This is a genomic window from Serratia sp. KH_031 (assembly GCF_057839655.1).
The window spans coordinates 2,507,404-2,531,414 of the sequence record NZ_CM174496.1 but is presented as its reverse complement, the minus strand read 5'-3'; the positions used below and the strand labels follow the sequence as shown (position 1 = coordinate 2,531,414).

Sequence of the window (24,011 nt, the reverse complement as noted above, 5' to 3'; positions counted from 1 at the left end):
TTGGGTGCTGGCTTTTTTTTGTCTGTGATTCTAGGTATGCCGCAAAACCAGTGCGTCCCGGCACAGATTGTAGGTTCGGTGTGACCACAATATTTAAGACAATTCCCATCCCAGAGCTGTAACCAAGACCCATCCCGTATTTGTCATGAGACTTTTCCTTGAGAATTTTCCTTGTTTTCAGGCAAGGACGTGCGAGGCCAATTTCCTTATGGGATCTAGCCGCATTCTGCTTTGCCGTTTACCACTTCATTCACCCAGTGATGGAGACATACCGCAGGGAACCTCAGTTCTCTGACGTAAACGACAACCTCGGGAAAAGTCATGAAAAAACAAAACATCATGCAGGAGAAAGCCGGCAAGTCATCAGGCTTGATCCGGCGTATCGTAGTTGCACAAATCGCTGTCCAGGTCGGTATCGCGCTGACCCCGTTCTGGGCCACTACTGTGCAAGCTGCCATCAAGGATTCTCAAGATGACCGCCTGCTCAGTGGTACTGCACAACATGCCAGCGGCCTTGCACAAGCGCAGCAATCAGGCAATCTCAATGGCTACGTTAGCCAACAAGCCGCCGGTGCTGCTAGCGCCGAGATCCAGTCGTGGTTACAGAACTTCGGTACTGCTCGTGTTGAATTGGGCACCGATGACCGCTTTAAGCCGCACACTGGCGCGGTAGATGTGCTAATTCCACTCTATAAAAGCGAAGAACGCCTGTTCTTTACCCAAAATGGTCTTCGCAACAAAGATGGTCAATTCACGGGTAACTTCGGCCTTGGTCAGCGCCACTTCCTTGGTGACTGGATGTTGGGTTACAACGCCTTTTATGACCAAAACTTTAGTCGCGACCACAAACGTTTGGGTACCGGTGTTGAAGCATGGCGTGATTACTTGAAACTGTCTGGCAATGGCTATTACCGCTTATCAGGTTGGAAAAACTCGGTCGACGTGGAAGATTATGATGCACGTCCTGCCAATGGTTTTGACCTGCGAGCTGAAGCTTGGTTGCCAGCATACCCAGCTATCGGCGGCAAGCTGATGTATGAAAAATACTACGGTGATGAAGTTGCTCTGTTTGGCAGCGACCGTCGTCAAAAAAATCCTGATGCCATCACCGCTGGCCTGAGTTACACCCCGGTACCCTTGGTTTCCCTAACGGCCGATCACAAAAAAGGGGGGAGTCAGGACGAAACCTCATTCGGTCTGCAACTGACCTATCAACTGGGGCAATCTCTTTCATCCCAACTTGACCCGTCCGGCGTTGGCCTGAAGCGTACCCTCTCTGGCAGTGGTATGGATCTGGTCGAACGTAACAACAACATCGTCTTGGAATACCGTAAACAGCAACTGATTGATCTGCGCTTACCGAAAGAAATCGCCGGTGCTAGCGGCATGACGGTGCCAGTCAGCTATCAGTTGACCTCCAAATATGGTCTGTCACGCATTGATTGGAATGATGCGACCTTGGTCGCCGCTGGCGGGAAGGTGCAGAGCTTAGGCGGTGGCAAATATCAACTGATTTTGCCTAAGTATGTTGCTGGCACGACCAACAGTTACCCGCTCAGCGGTATTGCCGTTGATACACGTAACAACAGTTCAAAAGTAGCCTCTACGATGGTTAGCGTAACTCGTCCAGCGGTTAACGTGGAGAAAAGCAGCATTGTAGCTTCACCAGAAACTATTCTTGCCAATGGCGCGGCGACGTCGATTATCACTATGACGTTGGCGGACGAAGATGGCCAACCGGTGACTGGTTTGGCCGCGGATCTAACGGCTACGTTAAAAGAAAGCCAAAGTAAGACACTGGCTTCTAAAGCAACAAGTACCCCGGCAAAACCAACAACGTTAAGCAGTGTTAGTGAAACGGGCAACGGAGATTACACTCTAACCCTGACTTCCGGCACTCGTCCGGCAGTGGCTACGGTCAGTCCGATGTTGGGTTCGCAGGCGTTAAAATCTATCGATATTAATCAAATCAGCGACTCTGCTTCGGCCGTGGTGAAAGACGGTGATCTGAAACTTGTATTGAATAACGTGGTTGCCAATGGCACCGCAGTAAACCGCGCACAGGCTCGCGTTACCGATGCCACTGGCAATCCAGTGGCTGGTGTAGCCGTGACCTTTACCTTAAGTGGCTCGGCTCAAGTTGCCACAGAAAGTGGTATGACGGCAGTCAGTGACAAAGATGGTTACGTCAATTTGTCATTTACCGATAGGGTGGCTGAGACGGTAACGCTTACTGCGACGACGGAAAACGGTGGTAGTGCGAAAGTGGAAGCGATGTTTATCGCGGATGCTTCAACGGCAGCATTATCACAGAACGATCTGACGGTAGATCGTGTTAACGCGTTGGCTAATGGCACGGATAAAGTGACTTACAGTGCGTTGGTGAAAGATGCCAATGGCAACCTAGTCTCGGGTGTTACGGTTAAGTGGGCGACGGACGGTGGCAGCCTGAGTGCGGGTAGCAGCATGACCGGTGCCGATGGTAAAGCGACCATGGTATTAACGAACACGGTAGCAGGCTCGGTGTTGGTGCAAGGCACCGTAGGTAGCGCAGCAGCGATCAATGCTCCTGAAGTTAATTTTGCTGCCGATGCTGGCAGCGGTGGCATTGGTCAAAATGACCTGAAAGCAGACAAAACTACAGCGATTGCTAACGGCGCTGAGAGCGTAACTTATACGGCGATAGTAAAGGATGCCAACGGTAACTTGCTGGCAGGTCAGACGGTAAATTGGCAGAGCTCTTTGGGCATTTTGAGTGACACATCAAGCGTCAGTGGAGCGGATGGCAAAGCCACCATTCTGTTGACGTCGACACTGGCTGGTCTGGCACAAGTCACGGCAAATCTGGATGGTAAACCGATGGTGAATGCTCCTCAAGTGAGCTTTACTGCTGATGCATCTAATGCACAAATCGGCAGCGGTGACTTAAAGGTAGATAAAAACAACATCGTAGCGAACAACACGGATGCTGCGGCATTCACGGCCATCGTAAAAGATGCCAACGGTAACCCGGTAGCCAATTATCCAGTCCGTTGGGCAACGGATCGTGGCAACCTGAGTAGTGAAACCAGCAACACCAATGAAAACGGTGAAGCGACAATAAATCTGACCGGAACGCAAGCGGGAGTGGCGCAGGTTACTGCGGCAGTGAACGGTAGTGCTGCCGTGGATGCTCCGCAGGTGACGCTGAATGCAGACAGCAACTCGGCACAGATCGGCAGTGGTGACCTGAAGGCGGACAAAGTGACGGCAGTCGCCGATGGTGCCGAACAGGTGACCTATACCGCAATTGTGAAGGACGCCAACGGCAACCCTGTGTCTAATCATCAGGTGAGTTGGACTACAGACAAGGGCAATCTAAGCAGTACTAGCAGCATGACCGGTGCTGATGGCAAAGCGACCATCACGCTGACCAGTACTGTCACTGGCACTGCACAGGTACAGGCTTCTGTGAACGGTGCGGCAGCGGTTAACGCTCCAGTGGTCAACTTTGAGGCGGACGCCAGCAGTGGTGGCATCGGTCAAAACGATCTGTCCGTCGACAAAAACACGGTAGTAGCGAACGGTGTAGAAAATGTGACCTACACGGCGGTGGTGAAGGATGCCAACGGCAACGTACTGGCGGGGCAAACGGTGAACTGGCTGACATCGCTGGGGACATTGAGCGGTACGTCAAGCGTTAGTGATGTAGATGGCAAAGCCACTATCACTTTGACATCAATACAAGCGGGTCTGGCACAAGTCACCGCGGCTCTAACGGGCAAGCCAGCGGTAAGTGCCCCACAGGTGATCTTCACGCCGGATGCTGCAAGTGCGCAGATCGGCAGTGGTGATTTGGCGGTGGATAAAACTGACATTGTCGCGAACAACATCGATGCAGCGACATTTACGGCGATTGTGAAGGACGGGAACGGCAACTTAGTCCCCAATGTGACGGTGAGCTGGGCAACTGACGAAGGTAATCTGAGCTCAACTACGAGTATTACAGACGATAATGGCGAAGCAACTATTCGCCTGATGGGGATATCGGTTGGTATCGCGCAAGTGACGGCGACAGTAAACGGTGGTGCTGCGGTGAATGCTCCGCAAGTGACGTTGAATGCTGATAGCAGTTCGGCACAGATCGGTAGTGGTGATCTGGTCTCGGACAAAACCAATGCGGTTGCGAACGGTATCGAACAAGTGAGCTATACCGCAGTTGTGAAGGATGCTAACGGTAACCCAGTCCCGAATCATCAGGTTGATTGGTCGACGGACAAAGGTAGTCTGGGCGGCACGTCAAGCATGACGGATACGCAGGGCAAGGCCATCATGACATTGACGTCTACGCAAGCGGGTTCGGTACAAGTCGTGGCGACGCTGGCGGGTAAACCGGCCGTCAATGCTCCATTGGTAGACTTTGCTGCGGATGGATTAAGTGCGCAGATCGGCAGCGGTGATCTCACGGTAGATAGAAATAACATTATCGCGAACAACATCGATGCCGCTATTTTCACGGCTATCGTAAAAGATGCGAACGGTAACCCGGTAGCGAATCACCCGGTCAGTTGGGCGACAGATCGAGGTAATCTGAGTGCGACGACCAGTAACACTGATGAAAATGGTAAGGCAACAATAGATCTGACTGGAACGCAGGCGGGAGTGGCGCAGGTGACGGCGACAGTGAATGCGGGTGCCGCGGTGAATGCTCCACAGGTGACATTGAACGCAGATGATAGTTCGGCTCAGATTGGTGCCGGAGATCTGGTAGCGGATAAACCTATCGCCACAGCGAACGGTACCGAATTGGTGACTTACACGGCGACTGTAAAAGATGCTCATGGTAACCCAGTGCCCAATATGACCGTTACGTGGGGTACTGATTTCGGTGATCTGGGCGGTCCGACTAGCACCACCAATACTAGCGGCGAAGCGCAAATTACGCTGAGCTCTACGTTAGTTGGTGTGGCGGTAGTGACTGCACAACCCGGTATTGGCAATGTGGCCTCGGCGGCAGCGGTGACCTTCACGGCGGATGGTAGCAGTGCGCAAATTGGTACTGGTGACTTGACTGTGGCACCGACCACGGTAGTTGCCAACAATATTGATAAGGCGACCTATACCGCGATTGTAAAAGATGCCAATGGTAACCTCGTGACTAACCACGTGGTGAGTTGGGCCACCGACAAGGGCAACCTGAGCGGTGCGAGCAGCAACACGGATGAGAACGGTGTCGCAACAATCACATTGGGCGATACTCTGGTTGGTGAAGCGACGGTGACCGCGACGGTGAACGGTATTGGATCTCCGGCAGAAGTCGTGACATTTATTGCGGATGTAGCGACAGCGAAAGTCGATAACGTTGTATCAAACAAAGCAAAAATCACCGGTACCAACGAAGAAGTCGCGACGCTGACGGCAACGGTGACGGATGCAAACGGCAACTCTATCGAAGGTTACAGAGTGAACTGGTCCACGAGTATGGGGACAGTTAACCAGGCGTCTGACACTGATGTAGATGGAAAAGCCACTGCGACATTGACGGCTCTCCATGTGGCAACGACCAACGGTACAGCGACGGTGACGGCAGGAGATAGCACCAAGGTTGACGTAACGGTGCGGGCAGTGCTTGAAGCTAACGGAAAATATTATTGGACACTCTTGTCTGACCATCCAACTGGGAATGAAAGCGTTGCTGCTGGATATTGCGCGCAGTTTGGTGGCGGAAGCGCTGGTAACAGAGCTGACATTGAGGCCTTTGCTGGGAGTGGTAAGGACTTCAAAAGTATGGCTGTCCCAGGGGAGTTTTCCGATGCGAGATATTATGTCTTCAATAGTTGGAACGCTACGACTTATGCTGATTACAACAGTGATTACGCGGCTATTGGCATTCGTAATGATAATTTTGGGGCGAATAATGCGTATGTATGCGTTAAGTAACATTCATACGTCATAAGAAGAGAGTTATTTACCAAGGAGCCTTTCGGGGTAATGCTGATCGTTTAAGGATCGGTTGACCGATCCAGTGGTTAGTGTAAAAAAGGTTCATGGCTTCCATGGACCTTTTTTTATGCAATTATCTCATGCACTTGGCATTATTAATCTCACTGCCCGGAACAGATTCATACACTGGCTGACCTCCTGCCCGCCAGTATGATTGAACAGGCATTGACGCTCACTGATACCGTCACTCTGCGCAAACGCAAACTCCCGCTGGAGTCCATGGTCTGGCTGGTTATTGGCATGGCCGTATTCAACCAGCGCCCCCTTTCCCATATCGTCAACCTTATGGACATCGCCGACCGCTCCGGCACGCCCTGGATTGCCACCAGTTCGGTGATACAACGGCGTCAGACCCTCGGCGAGGCTGCTGTCAGAGAGTTGTTCGATATCACGCAACGACACTGGAACGAACAGGCCAGGCACCCGACCTGGTGTGGGCTGAACCTGTTCGCCGTGGACGGTGTGGTCTGGCAAACACAGGATACGCCGGAAAACGAGGTCGCCTTCGGTAAGGCCTCAAATCAGCATGGCGACAGAGGCTACCCACAGGTGAGGATGGCCTGTCTGATGGAACTGAGCAGCCATCTGATAACAGCCAGCACGTTTGGCCGCTACGATGTCAATGAGATGCGGCTGGCTGCGGAGCTGACAGACAAGACTCCGGACAACAGTATCACGTTGTTCGATAAAGGTTTTTACTCAGTGGGGCTGTTACATCACTGGCAGACGGCGGGAAATAATCGCCACTGGCTGCTGCCGTTGAAGAAAAATACGCAATATGAAGTGATAAGCAAACTGGGCAGACAGGACAGGCTGGTGCGAATTAAAACGACACCACAGGCTCGCAAGCAGTGGCCTGCGTTGCCGGAAAGCATAGAAGCGCGGTTGTTGACAAAAACAATAGGGGGCAAAACACGGGAGGTGCTGACGTCGCTGACTGACCCGATGCGCTATCCGGCGGCGAGCGTGAACGAGCTTTATGCGCATCGGTGGGAAATCGAGCTGGGGTACCGGGAGACAAAACAAGGTTTACTGGGAAATCGCTGGCTGTTGCGCAGTAAGCTGCCGGAGATGGTCAGGCAGGAGCTGTGGGGCGTGCTGCTGACGTACAACCTGGTGCGCTATCAGAGGGTAAAAATGGCCTTCACGCTGAAAGGAGACTACCTGCCGTACCAGCTGAGCTTTAGTGGAGCACTGAGTGAAATCTGGCGGCTACTTATCAGTCTACCGGGGACATCGCCGGGAGCGATACCGGGCCATATGAAACACTTTTATGAACAGGCAGAGCATCTGGTACTGGCGTTGCGTCGGGAGCGAAGTTATCCCAGAGAAATAAGGGGAAGGCGCGGCAAATACCCTTTAAAAAACAATGCCGGTCACCTTAAGTGACCGGCATTAGCCTTTCGGGGCTCCTTTTTGTGATTAACACTTCACTCATCCCCATTTTGCAATAACGCATGTTTCTTCAACATCCCGCGTAATTGGTGATAGGTCAGTCCCAGCAAGTCAGCCGCTTTGCGCTGATTAAAACGCCCTTGGCGCAATGCCGCTTCAAGTAATGTTTTCTCTTGTTCCTGCTGCCAGTGTTTAAAATCCAACGGCAGAGTAGGCAGATTGGCTTCAGGTTCCACAAGTTCGCTAACCGGTGGGGTTTCATGGTGGGCGAACGGGTTGATGATGATGTTATTCAGCGCATCGTCGCTGCTGCCGTGGCGATAGACCGAACGCTCCACTACATTTTTCAACTCACGCACGTTACCCGGCCAGCCGTAAGTGAGCAGGGTGTGGCGCGCGTGTTCGGTAAAGCCGGGGAACAGCGGTAACGATAGCTCACGGCACATCTGAATGGCAAAGTGTTCGGCTAACAGCATGATGTCTTGCTGGCGTTGGCGCAGCGACGGGAGTTGCACCACATCGAAAGCCAGACGATCGAGCAAATCGGCGCGGAATTTACCCGCCGCGGCCAAGGCCGGCAAATCGTCATTGGTGGCGCACACTAAGCGCACATCGACCTGCAACGGTTGGCTGCCGCCGACGCGTTCGAGATGCCCGTATTCAATCACCCGTAGCAATTTTTCTTGCACCAGCATCGGCGCGGTAGCCAGTTCATCGAGGAATAAAGTTCCGCCGTCGGCGCGTTCGAAGCGCCCTAAATGGCGTTTTTGCGCACCGGTAAACGCGCCAGCCTCGTGCCCAAACAGTTCGGAATCCAGCAAGTTCTCGTTTAACGCCGCGCAGTTGAGCGAGATAAACGGCCCTTGCCAACGGTTAGAAAGGTAGTGCAAACGATGAGCAATTAGCTCTTTACCCGTCCCGCGTTCACCAATCACCAACACCGGCTTATTCAATTTTGCCAGTTGCGAGACTTGCTCCAATACTTCGATAAAGGTGTTTGCTTCGCCCAATAAGTTTTCTATCTGCTCGCTCATGATAAAATTCGCCAATAGTTGGTGAAAATAATCACTTTACAGCAACGCGAGACAGAGTCAAAAATAAATAATTGTTATCTATCAATGAAATAAAAGTTGGCACGGATTTTGATAATAGCTAAGGGAAGCGTATTGAAACGCCAACTTTAAAGAGGAAGTAGATTATGGGTATTTTTTCTCGTTTTGCCGACATCGTGAATGCCAACATCAACACTCTGTTGGATAAAGCTGAAGATCCACAGAAACTGGTTCGCTTAATGATTCAAGAGATGGAAGATACTTTAGTTGAAGTACGCTCCACCTCAGCCCGCGCATTGGCGGAGAAAAAGCAGTTGCTGCGTCGCATTGAGCAGGGTGAAACCCAGCTTAACGACTGGCAGGACAAAGCCGAACTGGCGCTGCGTAAAGATAAAGAAGATCTGGCACGTGCGGCGCTGATCGAAAAACAGAAAGTGGCAGACCTTATCACGACGCTGACCAATGAAGTCTCGACGGTGCAGGAAACGCTGGATCGCATGAAGAGCGAAATCGGTGAGTTGGAAAATAAACTGACTGAAACTCGCGCTCGCCAGCAGGCGTTGACGCTGCGCCATCAGGCGGCATCCTCCTCACGTGAAGTACGTCGTCAACTGGACAGCGGCAAGCTGGACGAAGCCATGGCGCGTTTTGAGCAGTTCGAGCGTCGTATCGATCACATGGAAGCCGAAGCAGAAAGCATCAGCATTGGTAAAAAGAAGTCGCTGCATCAAGAATTTGCCGAACTGAAAGCCGACGATGCCATCAGCGAGCAACTGGCTGCGCTGAAAGCCAAAATGAATCGCTCAGAGTAAGATAATTGCGGCCATTTCTCGATGGCCGCCACCAATAACAAGGAGTTGAAATGAGTGCTTTATTACTTGCCATTCCGTTGACCATCTTCGTGCTGTTTGTGGCACCGATTTGGCTTTGGCTGCATTACAGCAATCGGCAACAAAACGGCATCCAGTTGACCAGCCAAGAAATGCAACGTTTGGCGCAACTGGCAGAAGATGCGAAACGCATGCGTGAACGTATTCAGTCGCTGGAAGAGATCCTCGACGCAGAACATCCGAACTGGAGACAGTCATAATGGCGAATACACTGGGCAGTAAAAAACTTTATCGGGTGCCGGAAGAAGGCATGCTGAAAGGGGTCTGCGCTGGTTTGGCTCATTATCTTGATGTGCCGGTGCGTTTGATCCGCGTCATCGTGGTGCTGTCGCTGTTCTTCGGGCTGTTTTTCTTCACTATCGCGGGTTATATCATTTTGACTTTCGTGCTGGATGAAGCACCTTCCAGCCGTTTTGAAGGCGAGCACCAGAAAACGCCGCGCCAGTTACTCGATCAACTGGAATATGAATTAGGCAGTGGCGAGCAGCAACTGCGCCAAGTGGAGCGCTACGTCACCTCCGATACCTTCGGCGTTCAGAGCCGTTTCCGTAAGCTATAGCACTTTTATCTCTTCGGCCTGCCACCCGAGCAGGCCAGGCATTGCACGGGTACTGGAGGGCACTCATGGCCAGCAAATTCGATGCGACCCAATCCCAAACTTTTCAATCAGGAGCCAGTGCAATGTTGAAGACATTGTCTAAAGTCATCATCATAGCGTTAATGAGTTACGGACCCGCACGCGCGACCACTTGGATTTTGCGCGGCGTTGCCCGCAAGCCACTGCGGATTTTATTAGCGATGGTGCTGGAACCGTTATTTCGCAAAGGGCTAGGCAAAGTTTTCGGGCGTCATATAAAGGATAGAGATGAAGCGACTACAAAATGAGTTAACTTCACTGGTCAATCGTGGGATGGACAGGCACCTGCGTTTGGCGGTAACCGGCCTGAGCCGCAGCGGTAAAACCGCGTTTATTACCGCCTTCGTCAATCAATTACTTCATGTTCACAGCGGCGCTCGAATGCCGCTGTTTTCGCCTGTGCGCGAGGATCGTTTGCTCGGCGTAAAACGCATTCCACAGCGTGATCTTGGCATCGCGCGTTTCACTTACGATGAAGGATTAGCGCAACTTTACGGCTCTCCACCGAGCTGGCCGACGCCGACGCGTGGTGTGAGCGAAATTCGCTTGGCATTGCGTTATCGCTCCAATGATTCCCTGATGCGCCATTTCAAAGAGACCTCCACATTGTATCTGGAGATCGTCGATTATCCGGGCGAGTGGCTGCTCGATTTGCCGATGCTGGAGCAGGAGTATCTGGCGTGGTCGCGGCAGATGACCCACTTATTGCAGGGCGATCGTGCCGAATGGGCGCGGCCGTGGCTGGAACTGTGTAACAAACTCGATCCGTTAGCGCTGGCAGATGAAAACCAACTGGCAGCGATCGCGCAGGCGTACACCGATTATCTGCTGCGTTGCAAAGCGGAAGGGCTGCACTTTATCCAACCGGGGCGCTTTGTGTTGCCGGGAGATATGGCTGGCGCTCCTGCATTGCAGTTTTTCCCTTGGCCGCAAGTCAATGACAGCAGCGAAGCCAAGCTGGCGCAGGCAGATAAACACACCAACATCGGCATGCTGCGTGCGCGCTTTAATTATTACTGCCAGTCGATCGTTAAGGCTTTTTACAAAGAGCACTTTGTCCGTTTTGATCGCCAAATCGTGTTGGTGGATTGTTTGCAGCCGCTCAACAGTGGGCCACAGGCGTTTAATGACATGCGCTTGGCACTGACACAACTGATGCAGAGTTTCCACTACGGTAAACGCACGTTGTTCCGCCGACTGTTCTCACCGACCATCGACAAACTGATGTTTGCCGCCACCAAAGCGGATCACATCACCGCCGATCAGCACGCCAATTTGGTCTCGCTGTTGCAGCAACTGGTGCAAGAAGCTTGGCAGAATGCGGCGTTTGAAGGTATCAGCATGGACTGTGTCGGCTTAGCGTCGGTACAGGCCACCGAAAGCGGGATTGTCGATCATCATGGTCAACGTATTCCAGCGTTGAAAGGCAACCGCTTGAGCGACGGCGCACCGCTGACGGTGTTCCCTGGCGAAGTTCCGGCTAGATTACCGGGGCCGACGTTCTGGCAGAGCCAAGGATTCCACTTTGATGAGTTCCGCCCGCAAGCGATGAGCGTGGACAGCCCATTACCGCACATTCGTCTGGACGCGGTGATGGAGTTTTTATTGGGAGATAAATTGCGATGAGCGAGCCGTTAAAACCGCGTATCGATTTCGAAGAACCCCTGCAACCGCCACAAGAGCCGGTGCTGCGCGGGAGTCTGAACTTTGACGAACAGCAAGCAGAGAAGTTTTATCCGACCGCGCCAGAACTTGAGCAGGAAGAGGAAGAAGGGCGCGCAGAAGGCATTATCAACGCGGCACTGAAACCCAAACGCAGCCTATGGCGCAAAATGGTCACCGCTGGTCTGACGTTGTTTGGCGTTAGCGTTATCGCACAGGGCGTTCAATGGTTGCATACCTCATGGGTACAGCAGGATTGGGTTGCATTGGGTGGCGGTGTGGCGGGCGGATTGATCGTCTGTGCTGGTGTTGGTTCGGTGGTCAGCGAATGGCGACGGTTATATCGCTTACGCCAACGTGCCGAAGAACGCGATGTCGCACGCGAGTTACTGCATAGCCACGGTTTGGGCAAAGGGCGCGAATTTTGTGAAAAACTGGCGCAACAGGCGGGATTGGATCAAGCGCATCCCGCATTGCAACGCTGGCAAGCTTCGCTGCATGAAACCCATAACGATCGTGAAGTGGTTGAACTGTACGCCAAACTGGTTCAGCCAGTGTTGGACAATCAGGCGCGGCGCGAAATCAGTCGTTCTGCGGCTGAATCTACTTTGATGATTGCCGTCAGCCCGTTGGCCGTAGTCGATATGGCGTTTATCGCTTGGCGCAACATCCGTCTGATTAACCGCATCGCCGCGCTGTATGGCATTGAACTAGGCTACTTTAGCCGTCTGCGCCTGTTCCGCTTAGTATTGTTGAATATCGCCTTTGCTGGTGCTTCGGAACTGGTTCGTGAAGTGGGGATGGATTGGATGTCGCAAGATCTGGCGGCACGTCTTTCAACCCGTGCAGCGCAGGGCATTGGCGCTGGTTTATTGACTGCACGTTTGGGTATTAAAGCGATGGAGTTGTGTCGCCCGCTGCCTTGGCTCGATGGCGATAAGCCTAAGTTGGGTGACTTCCGTGGGCAATTAGTTGCCCAATTGAAAGACACCATGAAGAAAAGCGAAAAGAAAACATAATCTTCTCTCCGGCTACGCTTGACTGGGCGTAGCCGTTTCCTGCCTTTGTTTCCCGCTCGTCACTGATTGTTGACGAAAGACGATTTCTCTTCTAAAGCGCTATAATCAACTAATATTATTTTGTGAGTTGTGATAAATTTCTGGCAACGAGTAAAAATTACGTCAATAGTATTATTCAGTTGCGTTTAGAGTCAGCTGGATTAGAGATAAATCAGAGATCTGTCAACTTTTGCTGACAGACTGCTTCTTCCGTTCGGGATGAGGGAGTATCATCGTCGCCAGTCATCCCGTAGATGCAGAACATTGCAGAGATAAGGCCAATACTGATGCGTTTGGAAGTATTTTGCGAAGACCGCCTCGGTCTCACCCGAGAGTTACTCGATCTTTTGGTATTGCGCCGCATTGATTTACATGGCATCGAAATCGATCCCATTGGCCGCATTTACCTTAATTTTTCCCAACTCGACTTTGATACCTTCCGCGCCCTGATGGTGGAAATTCGCCGTATTGCTGGTGTGACCGACGTGCGGACGGTGAATTTCATGCCTTCGGAACGCGAACATCGCGCGCTGCGTGCGTTGTTGGAGTCGATGCCCGAACCGGTGTTCTCCATCGATATGAAAGGCAAGGTGGAACTGGCTAACCCGGCGGCACAAAATCTATTCAATTTCACCGAAGACAAAATCCGTAACCAAACGGCAAGTGGGTTGATCAGCAGTTACAACTTTAGCCGTTGGTTGGAAAGCGAAAATGCGTCTCCACATTCCGAGCGTGTGGTGATCCGCAGCCAAGACTTCTTGATGGATATTACGCCTATCTATCTGGACGACGAGAATCAGCAAAGTGCGACCGTTGGTGCGGTGGTGATGTTGAAATCCACCGCGCGGATGGGGCGGCAGTTGCAGAATCTGTCGGTCAATGACGATACCGAATTCGACCATATCGTCGCCGCTAGCCCGAAAATGCGTAACGTGTTGGATCAAGCGCGGAAATTGGCAATGCTCGATGCACCCTTGCTGATTATCGGCGATACCGGCACCGGTAAAGATATTCTGGCGCGAGCCTGCCATCTACGCAGCCCACGTGGTAAACAACCTTTCTTAGCGCTGAACTGTGCCGCGCTGCCGGATGATGTGGCAGAAAGCGAACTGTTTGGCCATGCACCGGGCGCTTATCCGGGGGCGACCGAAGGTAAAAAAGGCTTCTTTGAACAGGCCAACGGCGGCTCGGTGTTGTTGGACGAGATTGGCGAAATGTCGCCGCGTATGCAGACTAAACTGCTGCGTTTCCTCAACGACGGTACTTTCCGCCGCGTCGGGGAAGATCACGAAATGCATGTCGATGTGCGGGTGATCTGTGCCACACAGAAAAACCTGACCGAACTGGTGCAACGTGGGGAATTCCGCGAAGATCTGTTTTACCGTTTGAACGTGCTGACCATCAGTATTCCGCCGTTGCGTGAACGCCCGCAGGATATCATGCCGTTGACCGAATTGTTTGTGGCGCGCTTTGCCGATGAACAGGGTGTGGCGCGACCTAAGCTGGCGAACGATCTAAACAACTTCCTGTGCAAATACGGTTGGCCGGGCAACGTGCGTCAGTTGAAAAACGCTATTTACCGCGCACTGACCCAAGCCGAAGGCCATGAACTACGTCCACAAGACATTGTGTTGCCAGAGTTTGAGGTTGAAATGTCGTTGGGCGACGAAGTGATGGATGGCTCGCTGGATGACATCAGCAAACGTTTCGAGCGTTCAGTGCTGACGCGTTTGTATCGTACTTACCCAAGTACGCGCAAACTAGCGAAACGGTTGGGGGTTTCTCATACCGCGATTGCTAACAAGCTGCGGGAATATGGTTTGAGTAATAGTAGTCGCAAAGCCAGCGACGATAGCGAAGAGTAATAAAAACAAAGGCCTGATATCAAATCAGGCCTTTTTGATCGAAGTTAAGCTTACTTCAATACAGCCAGTGCAGCATCGTAGTTTGGCTCGGTGGTGATTTCGTTCACCAACTCGCTGTACAACACCTTGTCTTGCTCATCCAGCACCACTACCGCGCGAGCGGTCAGGCCAGCCAACGGACCTTCGGCAATTTCCACACCGTAAGCCTGTTTAAAATCCGCGCCACGTAGAGTAGACAGCGTGACCACGTTGCTCAGGCCTTCTGCACCACAGAAACGAGACTGGGCGAATGGCAGATCGGCAGAAATGCACAACACCACGGTGTTATCTACACTGCTAGCCAATTCGTTGAATTTACGCACAGAAGCAGCACAGACACCGGTATCAACGCTTGGGAAAATGTTCAGAACTTTACGTTTACCTGCGAAGCTGCTCAGCGCGACGTCGGCCAGATCTTTTGCGACCAGAGAGAAGGCTTTAGCTTGTTCGCCAGCGGCTGGTAGTTTGCCTTTAACTGAAACTGGATTACCTTGGAAATGTACTGTCTGAGTCATGATTGAATTCCTTAACCAATGTTTATACAAGGACGCAAGCCTAGTTAACACTAGGTTTACATCCTGCGGCCAGTTTAAGGCAACATTCATGGCTTGGATATAGAAAGTTTGCTAAACAGTTGTATATATTAGATTACCCCTGCGTATAGGACTGACATTATGCGTATTTTCCATTCAGGAGTAGTGATGAGAAACATGCGTTTTTACCCGGAAGCTTGGCCATTACATACGGCTTTTGTCATTGCCCGTGGCAGCCGTACCGAAGCCAAAGTGATGGTGGTTGAAATTGAACAGCAAGGGCTTCGCGGTGTAGGAGAATGCACGCCGTATCCACGCTATGGCGAAAGTGAAGCCTCGGTGATGGCGCAGTTGAAAGAAATCGCTCCGCATATTGAACGCGGTATGACACGGCAAGAGTTACAACAGTTGATGCCAGCGGGTGCGGCGCGAAATGCGGTCGATTCAGCGTTGTGGGATCTGGAGTGCCACTTACATCAGCAAGATCTGTGGCAGCGTTGCGGCGTTGAAGCGCCAGAACGGATTGTGATGGCGCAAACCCTGAGCATCGGTGCACCAGAGACAATGGCCGCTGCTGCGCTAAAACTGAATCAACAAGGTGCCACATTGCTGAAAATCAAATTGGATGACCATTTGATCAGCGAGCGGTTGGTCGCGATACGTAGCGCGGTACCCGACGCCATTTTGATTGTTGATGCCAATGAGTCTTGGCAGGTCGAAGGATTAGCCGCCCGCTGTCAGTTGCTGGCGGATTTGGGCGTGGCGATGTTGGAACAGCCACTACCTGCAGGGAGTGACGAAGCGCTGGCAAACTTTATCCATCCGTTGCCGATTTGCGCCGATGAAAGTTGCCACACCAGCACCGACTTAGCCAAGCTGGAAGGGCGCTACGAGATGGTCAATATCAAGCTGGATAAGACCGGTGGTTTGACCGAGGCTTGGCAACTGGCTGAGCAGGCGCGTGAAGCTGGGTTCACTATTATGCTGGGTTGTATGCTTTGCACCTCGCGAGCGATTAATGCCGCTCTACCGTTAGCGCCAGGCGCACGCTTTGTCGATTTCGATGGGCCAACCTGGCTGGCACAAGACGTGGAGCCAGGTTTGAATTTCTCTTGCGGGGCGATCAATCTTTCTGTTTAGCTGTTGGGATAAGTCAGTAATTCCACCATCGCATCCAGATATTGCTCGCTGGCGGCGTCGGCTGAAATCGGTGGGAACTCGGCGGTGATGCAAGGTAGTGATAAATCTGCGCACCAACTGCCAAACGAACCGGGTGTTTCGTAGCCGACGCTGGTGACGAGTGGCAAAGCAAATTTATGCGCCAGCCAAACGCCAAGATGCGAACTGTCAGGATCTTCAATACAGGCTAACGGCTCGTGGAATGAAACCACCCAGCGCGGTTTCAAACGATGAATCAGATGGCACAGCGCTTGCGTTTCCGGTTCAGAGCCGGGACGGCCGCCAGTAGAGAGCTTGACGTCGCGTGCCTCTGCGGCACTATTCCAGCGGTAAACCGTATCGCCGGAACGCCAGTTGGCGGAGGGGAAGTTGCGATTAAGGTCAACACCATTGGCGTTGGCACGCAACCCGAGTTGACAGCCATCTGGATTCACCGCTAGCACCACATGGTGACGCAGTTGTTCCGGGGTAATAGTGCGTAAGGCACAAGATAGCGTCACGACGGCTGCATTTTCATCGCCGTGAGTTCCGGCAATAATCAAACCTGTCTCTGGCGTTTTGACTGCCGCTGGGAAATATAACAACGGCGCACCTAATAATGAACTCCCGTAATTCTCACCTGCAACTGCCAATTGGCCACGTTCACTACGCGGTCGATGCTGGGTCATGCTGCTGCTCCATCAGTGATTGATTGTTATTCGATTCAGTGTATTACGCTTTTGGGCATCTTTCCCAGCGTAAAATCTCAATAAATACCTGTCACCATTTTGGGTATATACTAACGACCAATGCAAAGCCAATAACATACAGAGGATTTAACATGCCAGTCGCCAGAATAATTGCCAGTTACAGCGAAAATGAAAAAGATACCATCACGCTGCTGTGCGGTGTGGATGAGGAAAACCAGATCCGTCAGGGTGAGTGGTTTGGCGTGGTGAAAAACGATGATGGCCGTGGTGATGAATCCAATTATCCGTTTACCTTGCATATTGATTACCAGAAAAACGCTTTCTATCTCGATTATGGCTATGACGATGTCGAATCACGCCAGTGGCAAAAAACCGATATCAGCTCAAATCCATTAACCGAAAAAAGTTTCTTCACCATCACCGATGAAGAAGAAGGTGAAGAGTTCAGCTATCAGATCACCAGTATTCATCTCTACGACTAATCGCTGCTCTTTAAAAAATGCCCATGTTGCCGCTGTCGCATGGGCATTTTTTTATCGTTTAGCCCCCAGTTTTTAAATCTTGTCTGCTCGGTGCAGTATCTTGTGCTATATGATAAGTAATTCAGATGGTTAACTGGGATGGTTCAAAGATGACGACAATAAAAACTCAGCAAGGTTTGCGTTTGGCTTTATGTGCAGCGGCGGTTGTTGCTTGTTTCAATAACGCGATTGCGGCGCAGGTGCCGCCCGGTACAGTTCTGGCAGAGAAACAGGAAATTGTACGTCATATTAAAGATGAACCGGCGTCATTAGATCCGATCAAAGCGGTAGGGCTGCCGGAAGCGCAAGTCGCACGCGATCTGTTCGAAGGCTTGGTAAATCAGGATGCCAATGGCAAAGTGATCCCAGGCGTGGCGACGAGTTGGAAAACCACGGATAACCAAACCTATATCTTCACACTGCGCAAAGATGCGCGTTGGTCAAACGGTGACCCTGTCACGGCAAAAGACTTTGTTTATAGTTGGCAACGTTTGGTAGACCCAAAAAGTCTGTCGCCATTCGCTTGGTTTGCTCAGTTGGCCGGTATTCAAAATGCGCAAGAGATCATCGCCGGTAAGTTACCTACCGACAAACTCGGTGTGACTGCGGTGGATGATCATACGTTGAAAGTACAACTGAATAAGCCGGTGCCTTATTTCGTCAGCCTGACCGCGAACTTTAGCCTGTTCCCAGTCCCTCGCGCAGTGATTGAAAAATACGGTAGCGATTGGACTAAAGTTGGCAATCTGGTCGGTAACGGCGCGTTCCAGTTGCAAGACCGGGTAGTCAATGAAAAATTAGTGCTGACGCCAAATAAATACTATTGGGATCATGCCCATACGGTGTTGACCAAAGTGACTTTCTTACCCATCAATCAGGAATCTAACGCCACTAAGCGTTATCAGGCTAATGATATTGATATCACTGAATCCTTCCCGAAAAACATGTACCAGAAGTTACTCAAAGATCTCCCAGGGCAGGTTTATACCCCAGATCAATTAGGCACTTATTACTACGCATTCAATACTCAACGCGCACCAACCAACGATGTGCGTGTGCGTAAGGCGCTGTCTTATGCCATCGACCGTAAAATTATCGCTGAAAAAGTGCTGGGTACCGGGGAAAAACCGGCCTATCACTTTACGCCAGACGTGACCGCCGGTTTCAAACCAGAAACCAGTTTGCTGCAACAACAATCGCAGGCTGAACTGGACGCACAGGCTAAGGCGTTGATTCAGGCAGCAGGATATGGGCCAAACAATCCATTGAAACTGACGCTGCTGTATAACACCTCAGAGAACCACCAGAAGATCGCCATTGCTGTCGCGTCGATGTGGAAAAAACTGGGTGTGGATGTGAAGTTGCAAAATCAGGAATGGAAAACCTATATCGATAGCCGAAATACCGGTAATTTTGATGTGGTGCGCGCTTCTTGGGTCGGCGATTACAACGAACCTTCGACCTTCCTGTCGCTGCTGACCTCTTCACACACCGGTAATATCGCCAAATTCCACAACGCGGATTACGACAAGTTGATGGAGCAGGCCGGACATGAAACCAACCCAGCGGCTTTGAGCGCCGATTATAACAAGGCCGAGCAGATCATCGCCGATCAAGCCCCGATCGCGCCGATCTATCAATATACCAACGGGCGCTTGATTAAACCGTGGGTGAAAGGCTACCCGATCACCAATCCAGAAGACGTGGCCTATAGCCAGACGATGTATATCGTGAAGCATTGATCAACGTTGTTGTCACTACTGAGCCCTCCATCTGGAGGGCTTTTTTCGATCTGTGTCTCCCTTTGATTTGCAAAGCATTAACGCTAAACTTTGCTCAGAAAAGAAAAAGGGGTGTTCAATGGATGTTATTGAAGGGCGTGAACTGCAGGTTCCCGACGCGGTGTACGCATATCAGCTCGATGGCAAAGGTGGCGTTACGCCGATTGAGTATGACGATCAGGTTAGCTGTGAAGAACCTTGTTGGTTGCACCTTGATTACGCACATCAAGCCAGCACCGAATGGCTGAATAACACACCGCTGTTACCAGACGCGGTGAGAGAAGCGCTCTCCGGCGAAAGCACGCGCCCGCGCGTGAGCCGCGTGGCTGATGGCACCATGATTACCTTGCGCGCTATCAACTTCAACACCAATTCTCGTCCCGATCAGTTAGTCACGTTCCGCGTCTATATGACGGACAAACTGATCGTTTCTACTCGTCATCGCAAAGTGTATTCAATCGACGAAGTGGTTAAAGATCTGCAACATGGCGATGGCCCGATTAATAGCGGCAGTTGGTTGGTTGAGATTTCTGATGCGTTAACCGATCACGCCAGCGAGTTTATCGAAGATTTGCACGACAAAATTATCGATTTAGAAGATGCATTGTTGGATCAGCAAGTACCGGAGCGGGGGCAATTAGCGTTGATCCGCAAGCAACTGATCGTGTTGCGTCGCTATATGGCTCCGCAGCGAGACGTATTTTCACGTTTAGCCAGCGACCGTTTACCGTGGATGAGTGATGATGATCGCCGTCGGATGCAAGATATCGCTGATCGCTTAGGTCGTGGGTTGGACGATTTGGATGGCAGTATTGCACGCACCGCAATCCTGACGGATGAAATTGCTAACGTGATGGCCGATGCAATGAACCGTCGGACTTACACTATGTCGTTACTTGCCATGATATTTTTACCGACCACGTTCTTAACCGGTCTGTTTGGCGTCAACCTTGGCGGCATTCCAGGCGGGGAGAGTAAAATCGGTTTTGTGGTTTTCTGTATGCTACTGGTATTACTGGTGGTGGGGATTGGTTGGTGGCTTAAACACCGGCGCTGGCTCTGACAGCACATCCTGTATTAGCCAGTCGTGGAAAATTTTGACCTCCGCCCGCATTTTTGTATTTTGTTGAGTCACCACGTAATACGACCATGCCAGCGGCCAGCGTTGCTCGGGGTGGAGTTGCTGCAACTGCCCCAGGGCAATGAGTTGCTTTACCAATGCTAAACGAACGATGGCAACTCCTTGTCCGCCAAGTGCCGCCAGAATAACGGCCGATGTGGAGTTAATATGCAGCCTATTTTCTCTGGCGGGAGGGGCATTGGTCGCCGCTAACACGTCATCCCAAGTGGGGAAGTTGGCGCCCGGATGTGGCGTATCATCACGAATGAGCTTTTGGGATGCCAACCACTCGCCGCAGTATTCCTTTGTCGGCGGAATGATTCTGGGGCTGCAAACCAAAACGGCTTCCTCATCCATCAACCAGGTTTTCTCTACGCCGGGCCAATCTCCTTTCCCACAACGGATGCCTAAGTCTGCTTCTCCATACGAAACATCCATCAGTTTTTCTGTGACATTCAAACGCAGGTCAATATTTTCATAGGTTTCTGAAAACCGGTTCAGGCGTTCCATCAGCCAGTTCATCACTAAAACTTGGGACGCGGTCAACAAAACGACAGAGCGAGCCCGCCGACCACGCAACTTATTCAGCCCCAACTCCAAGTTGTCTAGGCCTTGCGTAATGTCTTGCAAGGCGGCCTGTGCTTCAGATACCAGTGTCAGACGTTCTTTGCCCGAACGAGTTCGATGGAACAGTGGATGACCGACCCAATCTTCCAGAGCCCTAACCAGTTGCCCGACAGCGGCAGGAGTGACGTCTAACTCTTCAGCGGCTCCGGTAAAACTGCCATGCCGGGCGGTGGCTTCAAAAGCGTGAAGCCATTTAAGCCTGTTGAGCGATCGCATTGTGACTCTCCATCGAATTTGTCTTTAGCCATGTCCAGTATACCTAAGCGAGAAAGATTTTCTTTCTTGGTTCGTTATTTCTTCTCATTCGTCAGAAAAAAGCCGCAGTGGCATGATTTGCTCACTGAACGAGGCGCACCTTTGCTAAAACTCTCAATTGGATAGAGGTTAACGATGAGCACATTATTCTCCGGTAAAAAACTTTTGGTTGTTGGTGGTACTAGCGGTATGGGGTTTGAGACGGCCAAACAGGTTCTCGAAAATGGTGGTAGCGTGGTGTTGGTCGGCAACCGTGCAGATAAAGCAGAACAGGCACGCCAGTTATTGGCGATGATGGGGCCGGTTTCCATTATCGTTGCCGACCTAATGAAAGAAGAAGGCATGAAACAGGTTATGGATACCATTAATGCGGAACATAAGGATATCAGCCTGATGGTTAATGCCGCCGGTGTATTCTTCCCAAAAGCATTTATTAAGAATGAAACTTCGGACTACGACATGTATATGAGAATCAACCGCGCGTTATTCTTCATCACTCGTGATGTCGTGCGCAACATGGTCGTGGCTGGTATCAAGGGTTCTATTGTCAACATTGGTTCCATGTGGGCACAGCAGGCGATCGGCGCTACGCCGTCCGCGGCATATTCCATGGCAAAGGCTGGCCTGCATGCACTCACGAAAAACCTAGCGATTGAATTAGGTGGTAACGGTATCCGCGTTAACGCGGTGTCACCGGCGGTTGTACATACTCCAATCTATGAAGGTTTCATGCCGAAGGAAGACGTTAAAGGGGCGATGGATAGTTTCGACAGCTTCCACCCGATCGGTCGTGTAGGCACGTCAATTGATGTGGCAGAAACTGTAGCCTTCTTGCTTTCTGACAAAGCGGGTTGGGTAACCGGCGCTATCTGGGACGTTGATGGCGGGGTGATGGCAGGTCGTAACGCCTGATTATCCACGCTCTTCAAACAGACTCTATTAACATTGAGCGATATCAAGATTTAGCGCTGTATTTTGCGGCATTATCTATCTCGCAGGTGAATGCAACGTCAAGCGATGGGCGTTGCGCTCCATAATTGTCTTACTTTCTTATTTTTAGAATTATTGCATAGCACATTTGATTCAAACAATGCCGGTTTAATTACCGGCATTTTTTTCGTCTGTTTTTTCGCCTGTATATATCCGTCATACATCAAGCCGCACTTTCATCCCAGAAACTGGCTTCTATCTTGTGCCCATCTAGATCGCGAACAAAGCAGCCATAATATTGCGCACCATAATGTGGACGCGATCCGGGTGCGCCGTCATCTTTTGCACCAGCCGCAATCGCGTGTTGATAAAACTCATCGACCTGCTGTTTGCTGGTGGCAAAGAAACCAACATGAACACCGTTGGCAGTGCCCGCAGGTTTACCGTCGATCGGCGTTTGCAGCCAAAATTCAGGGTAATCACGGCCATAACCAATCGCCCCGGGATGTTCCAACACCCGACGGCAGTCTAATGCACCAAGCACTTGATCGTAAAATTCCGCAGCTTTATCAAAGTCATTGGTTCCTAACGAAACGTGGGACAAACAAGGGGTAATGTTCATATTCACCGGCAACCTCCATTTGACTGTATGAATAAACAGTATAGAGTAAAATTGCTAATGTCAGGCAGATTATGCTGAAGTTGTGAGCAAGATCGGAAAGTTTGTGCGGGGAAAGTCCCGCCTGCGGTTGGCAGGCGGAGAGGGTATTATTTGATTTCTAACACATTCAGACGTTCTAACGCCGGGGCAGCTTCGTCACTCTCTTCTGGTTGCCAACCGATCGGCTGCATTGGAATATCTTCACGATCAAAAGCCAAATCACCGCCGTCAATCACGTCGCTACCGTGCCTCAATCCTTTAAAATCAAACAGATTGGTATCGCACAGGTGAGACGGCACCACGTTTTGCATCGCGCTGAACATGGTTTCGATACGGCCTGGATAGCGTTTGTCCCAGTCGCGCAGCATATCGCCAATCACCTGACGTTGCAGGTTCGGCTGTGAGCCGCACAGATTACAAGGAATGATGGGGTACTCTTTGGCAATGGCAAAACGTTCAATGTCTTTTTCACGACAATAGGCCAACGGACGAATAACAATGTGTTTGCCATCATCGCTCATCAGTTTTGGTGGCATGCCTTTCATTTTGCCGCCATAGAACATGTTCAAGAATAGCGTTTGCAAAATATCGTCGCGGTGATGGCCCAAGGCGATTTTAGTCGCACCCAGTTCGGTGGCGGTGCGGTACAAAATGCCACGGCGCAGGCGTGAACAGAGCGAACAGGTGGTTTTACCTTCTGGGATCTTATCTTTGACGATGCCGTAGGTATTTTCTTCGACGATCTTGTATTCGACACCCAGACTTTCCAGATAGGCTGGCAAGATATGCTCAGGGAAACCCGGTTGCTTTTGATCGAGATTAACCGCGATCAATGAGAAGTTAACCGGCGCGCTCTGTTGCAGATTGCGCAAGATTTCCAGCATGGTGTAGCTGTCTTTACCACCGGACAGACAGACCATGATGCGATCACCTTCTTCAATCATGTTGAAATCGGCAATCGCTTCGCCCACGTTGCGGCGCAGGCGTTTTTGTAATTTGTTCAGGTTGTACTGCTCTTTTTGGTTTACCACTGGTTTCTCTTGCATGTTAGGGGGCCACAACAACTCTGCGCAGTATGGTACGGATTGCGGCGCTGAATGCCAGAAATTTTCTATACCCTGCGTCTTTCAAGCTG

General features: G+C 51.2%; 19 protein-coding genes and 1 pseudogene. 14 read left to right on the top strand and 6 right to left on the bottom strand.

Features of this window, described 5'->3' with window-relative positions:
* Nucleotides 1-321: 321 nt before the first annotated feature.
* Nucleotides 322-5,919, top strand: coding sequence for an Ig-like domain-containing protein (locus AC3ISQ_RS11395; protein WP_489346544.1), 5,598 nt, complete (start codon nucleotides 322-324; stop codon nucleotides 5,917-5,919).
* A gap of 130 nt (nucleotides 5,920-6,049) precedes the next feature.
* Nucleotides 6,050-7,371: pseudogene (locus tag AC3ISQ_RS11390) on the top strand (IS4 family transposase).
* A gap of 41 nt (nucleotides 7,372-7,412) precedes the next feature.
* On the opposite strand, the gene pspF reads toward AC3ISQ_RS11390, so the two are convergent.
* On the bottom strand, nucleotides 7,413-8,411 hold the full coding sequence (pspF, locus tag AC3ISQ_RS11385) for a phage shock protein operon transcriptional activator (protein ID WP_489346542.1): 999 nt from the start codon (nucleotides 8,409-8,411) through the stop codon (nucleotides 7,413-7,415).
* A gap of 164 nt (nucleotides 8,412-8,575) precedes the next feature.
* Here pspF and pspA point away from each other — a divergent pair, with 164 nt between their 5' ends.
* The 7 genes from pspA to tyrR all read left to right on the top strand — a co-directional run bounded on the left by pspA (nucleotide 8,576) and on the right by tyrR (nucleotide 14,541).
* Nucleotides 8,576-9,241: a phage shock protein PspA gene (gene pspA, locus AC3ISQ_RS11380; protein ID WP_489346540.1), complete on the top strand. Its 666-nt coding sequence runs from the start codon at nucleotides 8,576-8,578 to the stop codon at nucleotides 9,239-9,241.
* A 50-nt stretch (nucleotides 9,242-9,291) separates the two neighbouring features.
* Entirely contained in the window at nucleotides 9,292-9,519 is a 228-nt protein-coding gene (gene pspB / locus AC3ISQ_RS11375; protein WP_489346538.1) for an envelope stress response membrane protein PspB, read from the top strand.
* On the top strand, nucleotides 9,519-9,878 hold the full coding sequence (gene pspC / locus AC3ISQ_RS11370; protein WP_489346537.1) for an envelope stress response membrane protein PspC: 360 nt from the start codon (nucleotides 9,519-9,521) through the stop codon (nucleotides 9,876-9,878). The genes pspB and pspC overlap by 1 nt, the downstream gene beginning before the upstream one ends.
* A gap of 65 nt (nucleotides 9,879-9,943) precedes the next feature.
* On the top strand, nucleotides 9,944-10,204 hold the full coding sequence (locus AC3ISQ_RS11365; protein ID WP_489346535.1) for a phage shock protein PspD: 261 nt from the start codon (nucleotides 9,944-9,946) through the stop codon (nucleotides 10,202-10,204).
* On the top strand, nucleotides 10,185-11,582 hold the full coding sequence (locus AC3ISQ_RS11360; protein WP_489346533.1) for a YcjX family GTP-binding protein: 1,398 nt from the start codon (nucleotides 10,185-10,187) through the stop codon (nucleotides 11,580-11,582). Before AC3ISQ_RS11365 ends, AC3ISQ_RS11360 begins: the two co-directional genes overlap by 20 nt.
* Nucleotides 11,579-12,637: a TIGR01620 family protein gene (locus AC3ISQ_RS11355; RefSeq protein ID WP_489346531.1), complete on the top strand. Its 1,059-nt coding sequence runs from the start codon at nucleotides 11,579-11,581 to the stop codon at nucleotides 12,635-12,637. Before AC3ISQ_RS11360 ends, AC3ISQ_RS11355 begins: the two co-directional genes overlap by 4 nt.
* Before the next feature lie 326 nt (nucleotides 12,638-12,963).
* A complete protein-coding gene (tyrR, locus tag AC3ISQ_RS11350; RefSeq protein ID WP_489346529.1) occupies nucleotides 12,964-14,541 on the top strand; it encodes a transcriptional regulator TyrR in 1,578 nt (525 codons plus the stop codon).
* A 50-nt stretch (nucleotides 14,542-14,591) separates the two neighbouring features.
* Here tyrR and tpx read toward each other — a convergent pair whose 3' ends face one another.
* Nucleotides 14,592-15,095 (bottom strand): thiol peroxidase, encoded by a 504-nt coding sequence (gene tpx, locus AC3ISQ_RS11345; protein ID WP_489346527.1) that lies wholly within the window; start codon nucleotides 15,093-15,095, stop codon nucleotides 14,592-14,594.
* A gap of 186 nt (nucleotides 15,096-15,281) precedes the next feature.
* On the opposite strand from tpx, the gene ycjG reads away from it, so the two are divergent.
* Nucleotides 15,282-16,253 carry an L-Ala-D/L-Glu epimerase gene (gene ycjG, locus AC3ISQ_RS11340; protein ID WP_489346525.1) on the top strand — a complete coding sequence of 324 codons (972 nt, stop codon included), beginning with the start codon at nucleotides 15,282-15,284 and terminating at the stop codon, nucleotides 16,251-16,253.
* On the opposite strand, the gene mpaA is transcribed toward ycjG, so the two are convergent.
* A complete protein-coding gene (gene mpaA, locus AC3ISQ_RS11335) occupies nucleotides 16,250-16,960 on the bottom strand; it encodes a murein tripeptide amidase MpaA (protein ID WP_489346523.1) in 711 nt (236 codons plus the stop codon). The genes ycjG and mpaA overlap by 4 nt on opposite strands.
* Nucleotides 16,961-17,112: 152 nt before the next feature.
* Here mpaA and AC3ISQ_RS11330 point away from each other — a divergent pair, with 152 nt between their 5' ends.
* The 3 genes from AC3ISQ_RS11330 (at nucleotide 17,113) to zntB (ending at nucleotide 20,346) form a co-directional block, all read left to right on the top strand.
* Nucleotides 17,113-17,463 carry a hypothetical protein gene (locus tag AC3ISQ_RS11330; protein WP_489346522.1) on the top strand — a complete coding sequence of 117 codons (351 nt, stop codon included), beginning with the start codon at nucleotides 17,113-17,115 and terminating at the stop codon, nucleotides 17,461-17,463.
* A 149-nt stretch (nucleotides 17,464-17,612) separates the two neighbouring features.
* Entirely contained in the window at nucleotides 17,613-19,244 is a 1,632-nt protein-coding gene (locus AC3ISQ_RS11325; RefSeq protein WP_489346520.1) for a peptide ABC transporter substrate-binding protein, read from the top strand.
* 118 nt (nucleotides 19,245-19,362) lie between these two features.
* Nucleotides 19,363-20,346 (top strand): zinc transporter ZntB, encoded by a 984-nt coding sequence (zntB, locus tag AC3ISQ_RS11320; protein WP_489346518.1) that lies wholly within the window; start codon nucleotides 19,363-19,365, stop codon nucleotides 20,344-20,346.
* On the opposite strand, the gene AC3ISQ_RS11315 is transcribed toward zntB, so the two are convergent.
* On the bottom strand, nucleotides 20,296-21,246 hold the full coding sequence (locus tag AC3ISQ_RS11315; protein WP_489346516.1) for a LysR substrate-binding domain-containing protein: 951 nt from the start codon (nucleotides 21,244-21,246) through the stop codon (nucleotides 20,296-20,298). The genes zntB and AC3ISQ_RS11315 overlap by 51 nt on opposite strands.
* Before the next feature lie 174 nt (nucleotides 21,247-21,420).
* Between AC3ISQ_RS11315 and AC3ISQ_RS11310 the strand changes: the two genes are divergently transcribed.
* Complete coding sequence (locus AC3ISQ_RS11310; RefSeq protein ID WP_489346514.1) at nucleotides 21,421-22,197, top strand: SDR family NAD(P)-dependent oxidoreductase; 777 nt, start codon at nucleotides 21,421-21,423, stop codon at nucleotides 22,195-22,197.
* 241 nt (nucleotides 22,198-22,438) lie between these two features.
* Here the strand turns inward: AC3ISQ_RS11310 and AC3ISQ_RS11305 are convergent, their stop codons facing one another.
* Together AC3ISQ_RS11305 and ttcA are read right to left on the bottom strand one after the other, a co-directional pair.
* A complete protein-coding gene (locus tag AC3ISQ_RS11305; protein WP_489353242.1) occupies nucleotides 22,439-22,837 on the bottom strand; it encodes a VOC family protein in 399 nt (132 codons plus the stop codon).
* 146 nt (nucleotides 22,838-22,983) lie between these two features.
* Entirely contained in the window at nucleotides 22,984-23,922 is a 939-nt protein-coding gene (ttcA, locus tag AC3ISQ_RS11300; protein ID WP_489346512.1) for a tRNA 2-thiocytidine(32) synthetase TtcA, read from the bottom strand.
* Nucleotides 23,923-24,011 lie beyond the last annotated feature (89 nt).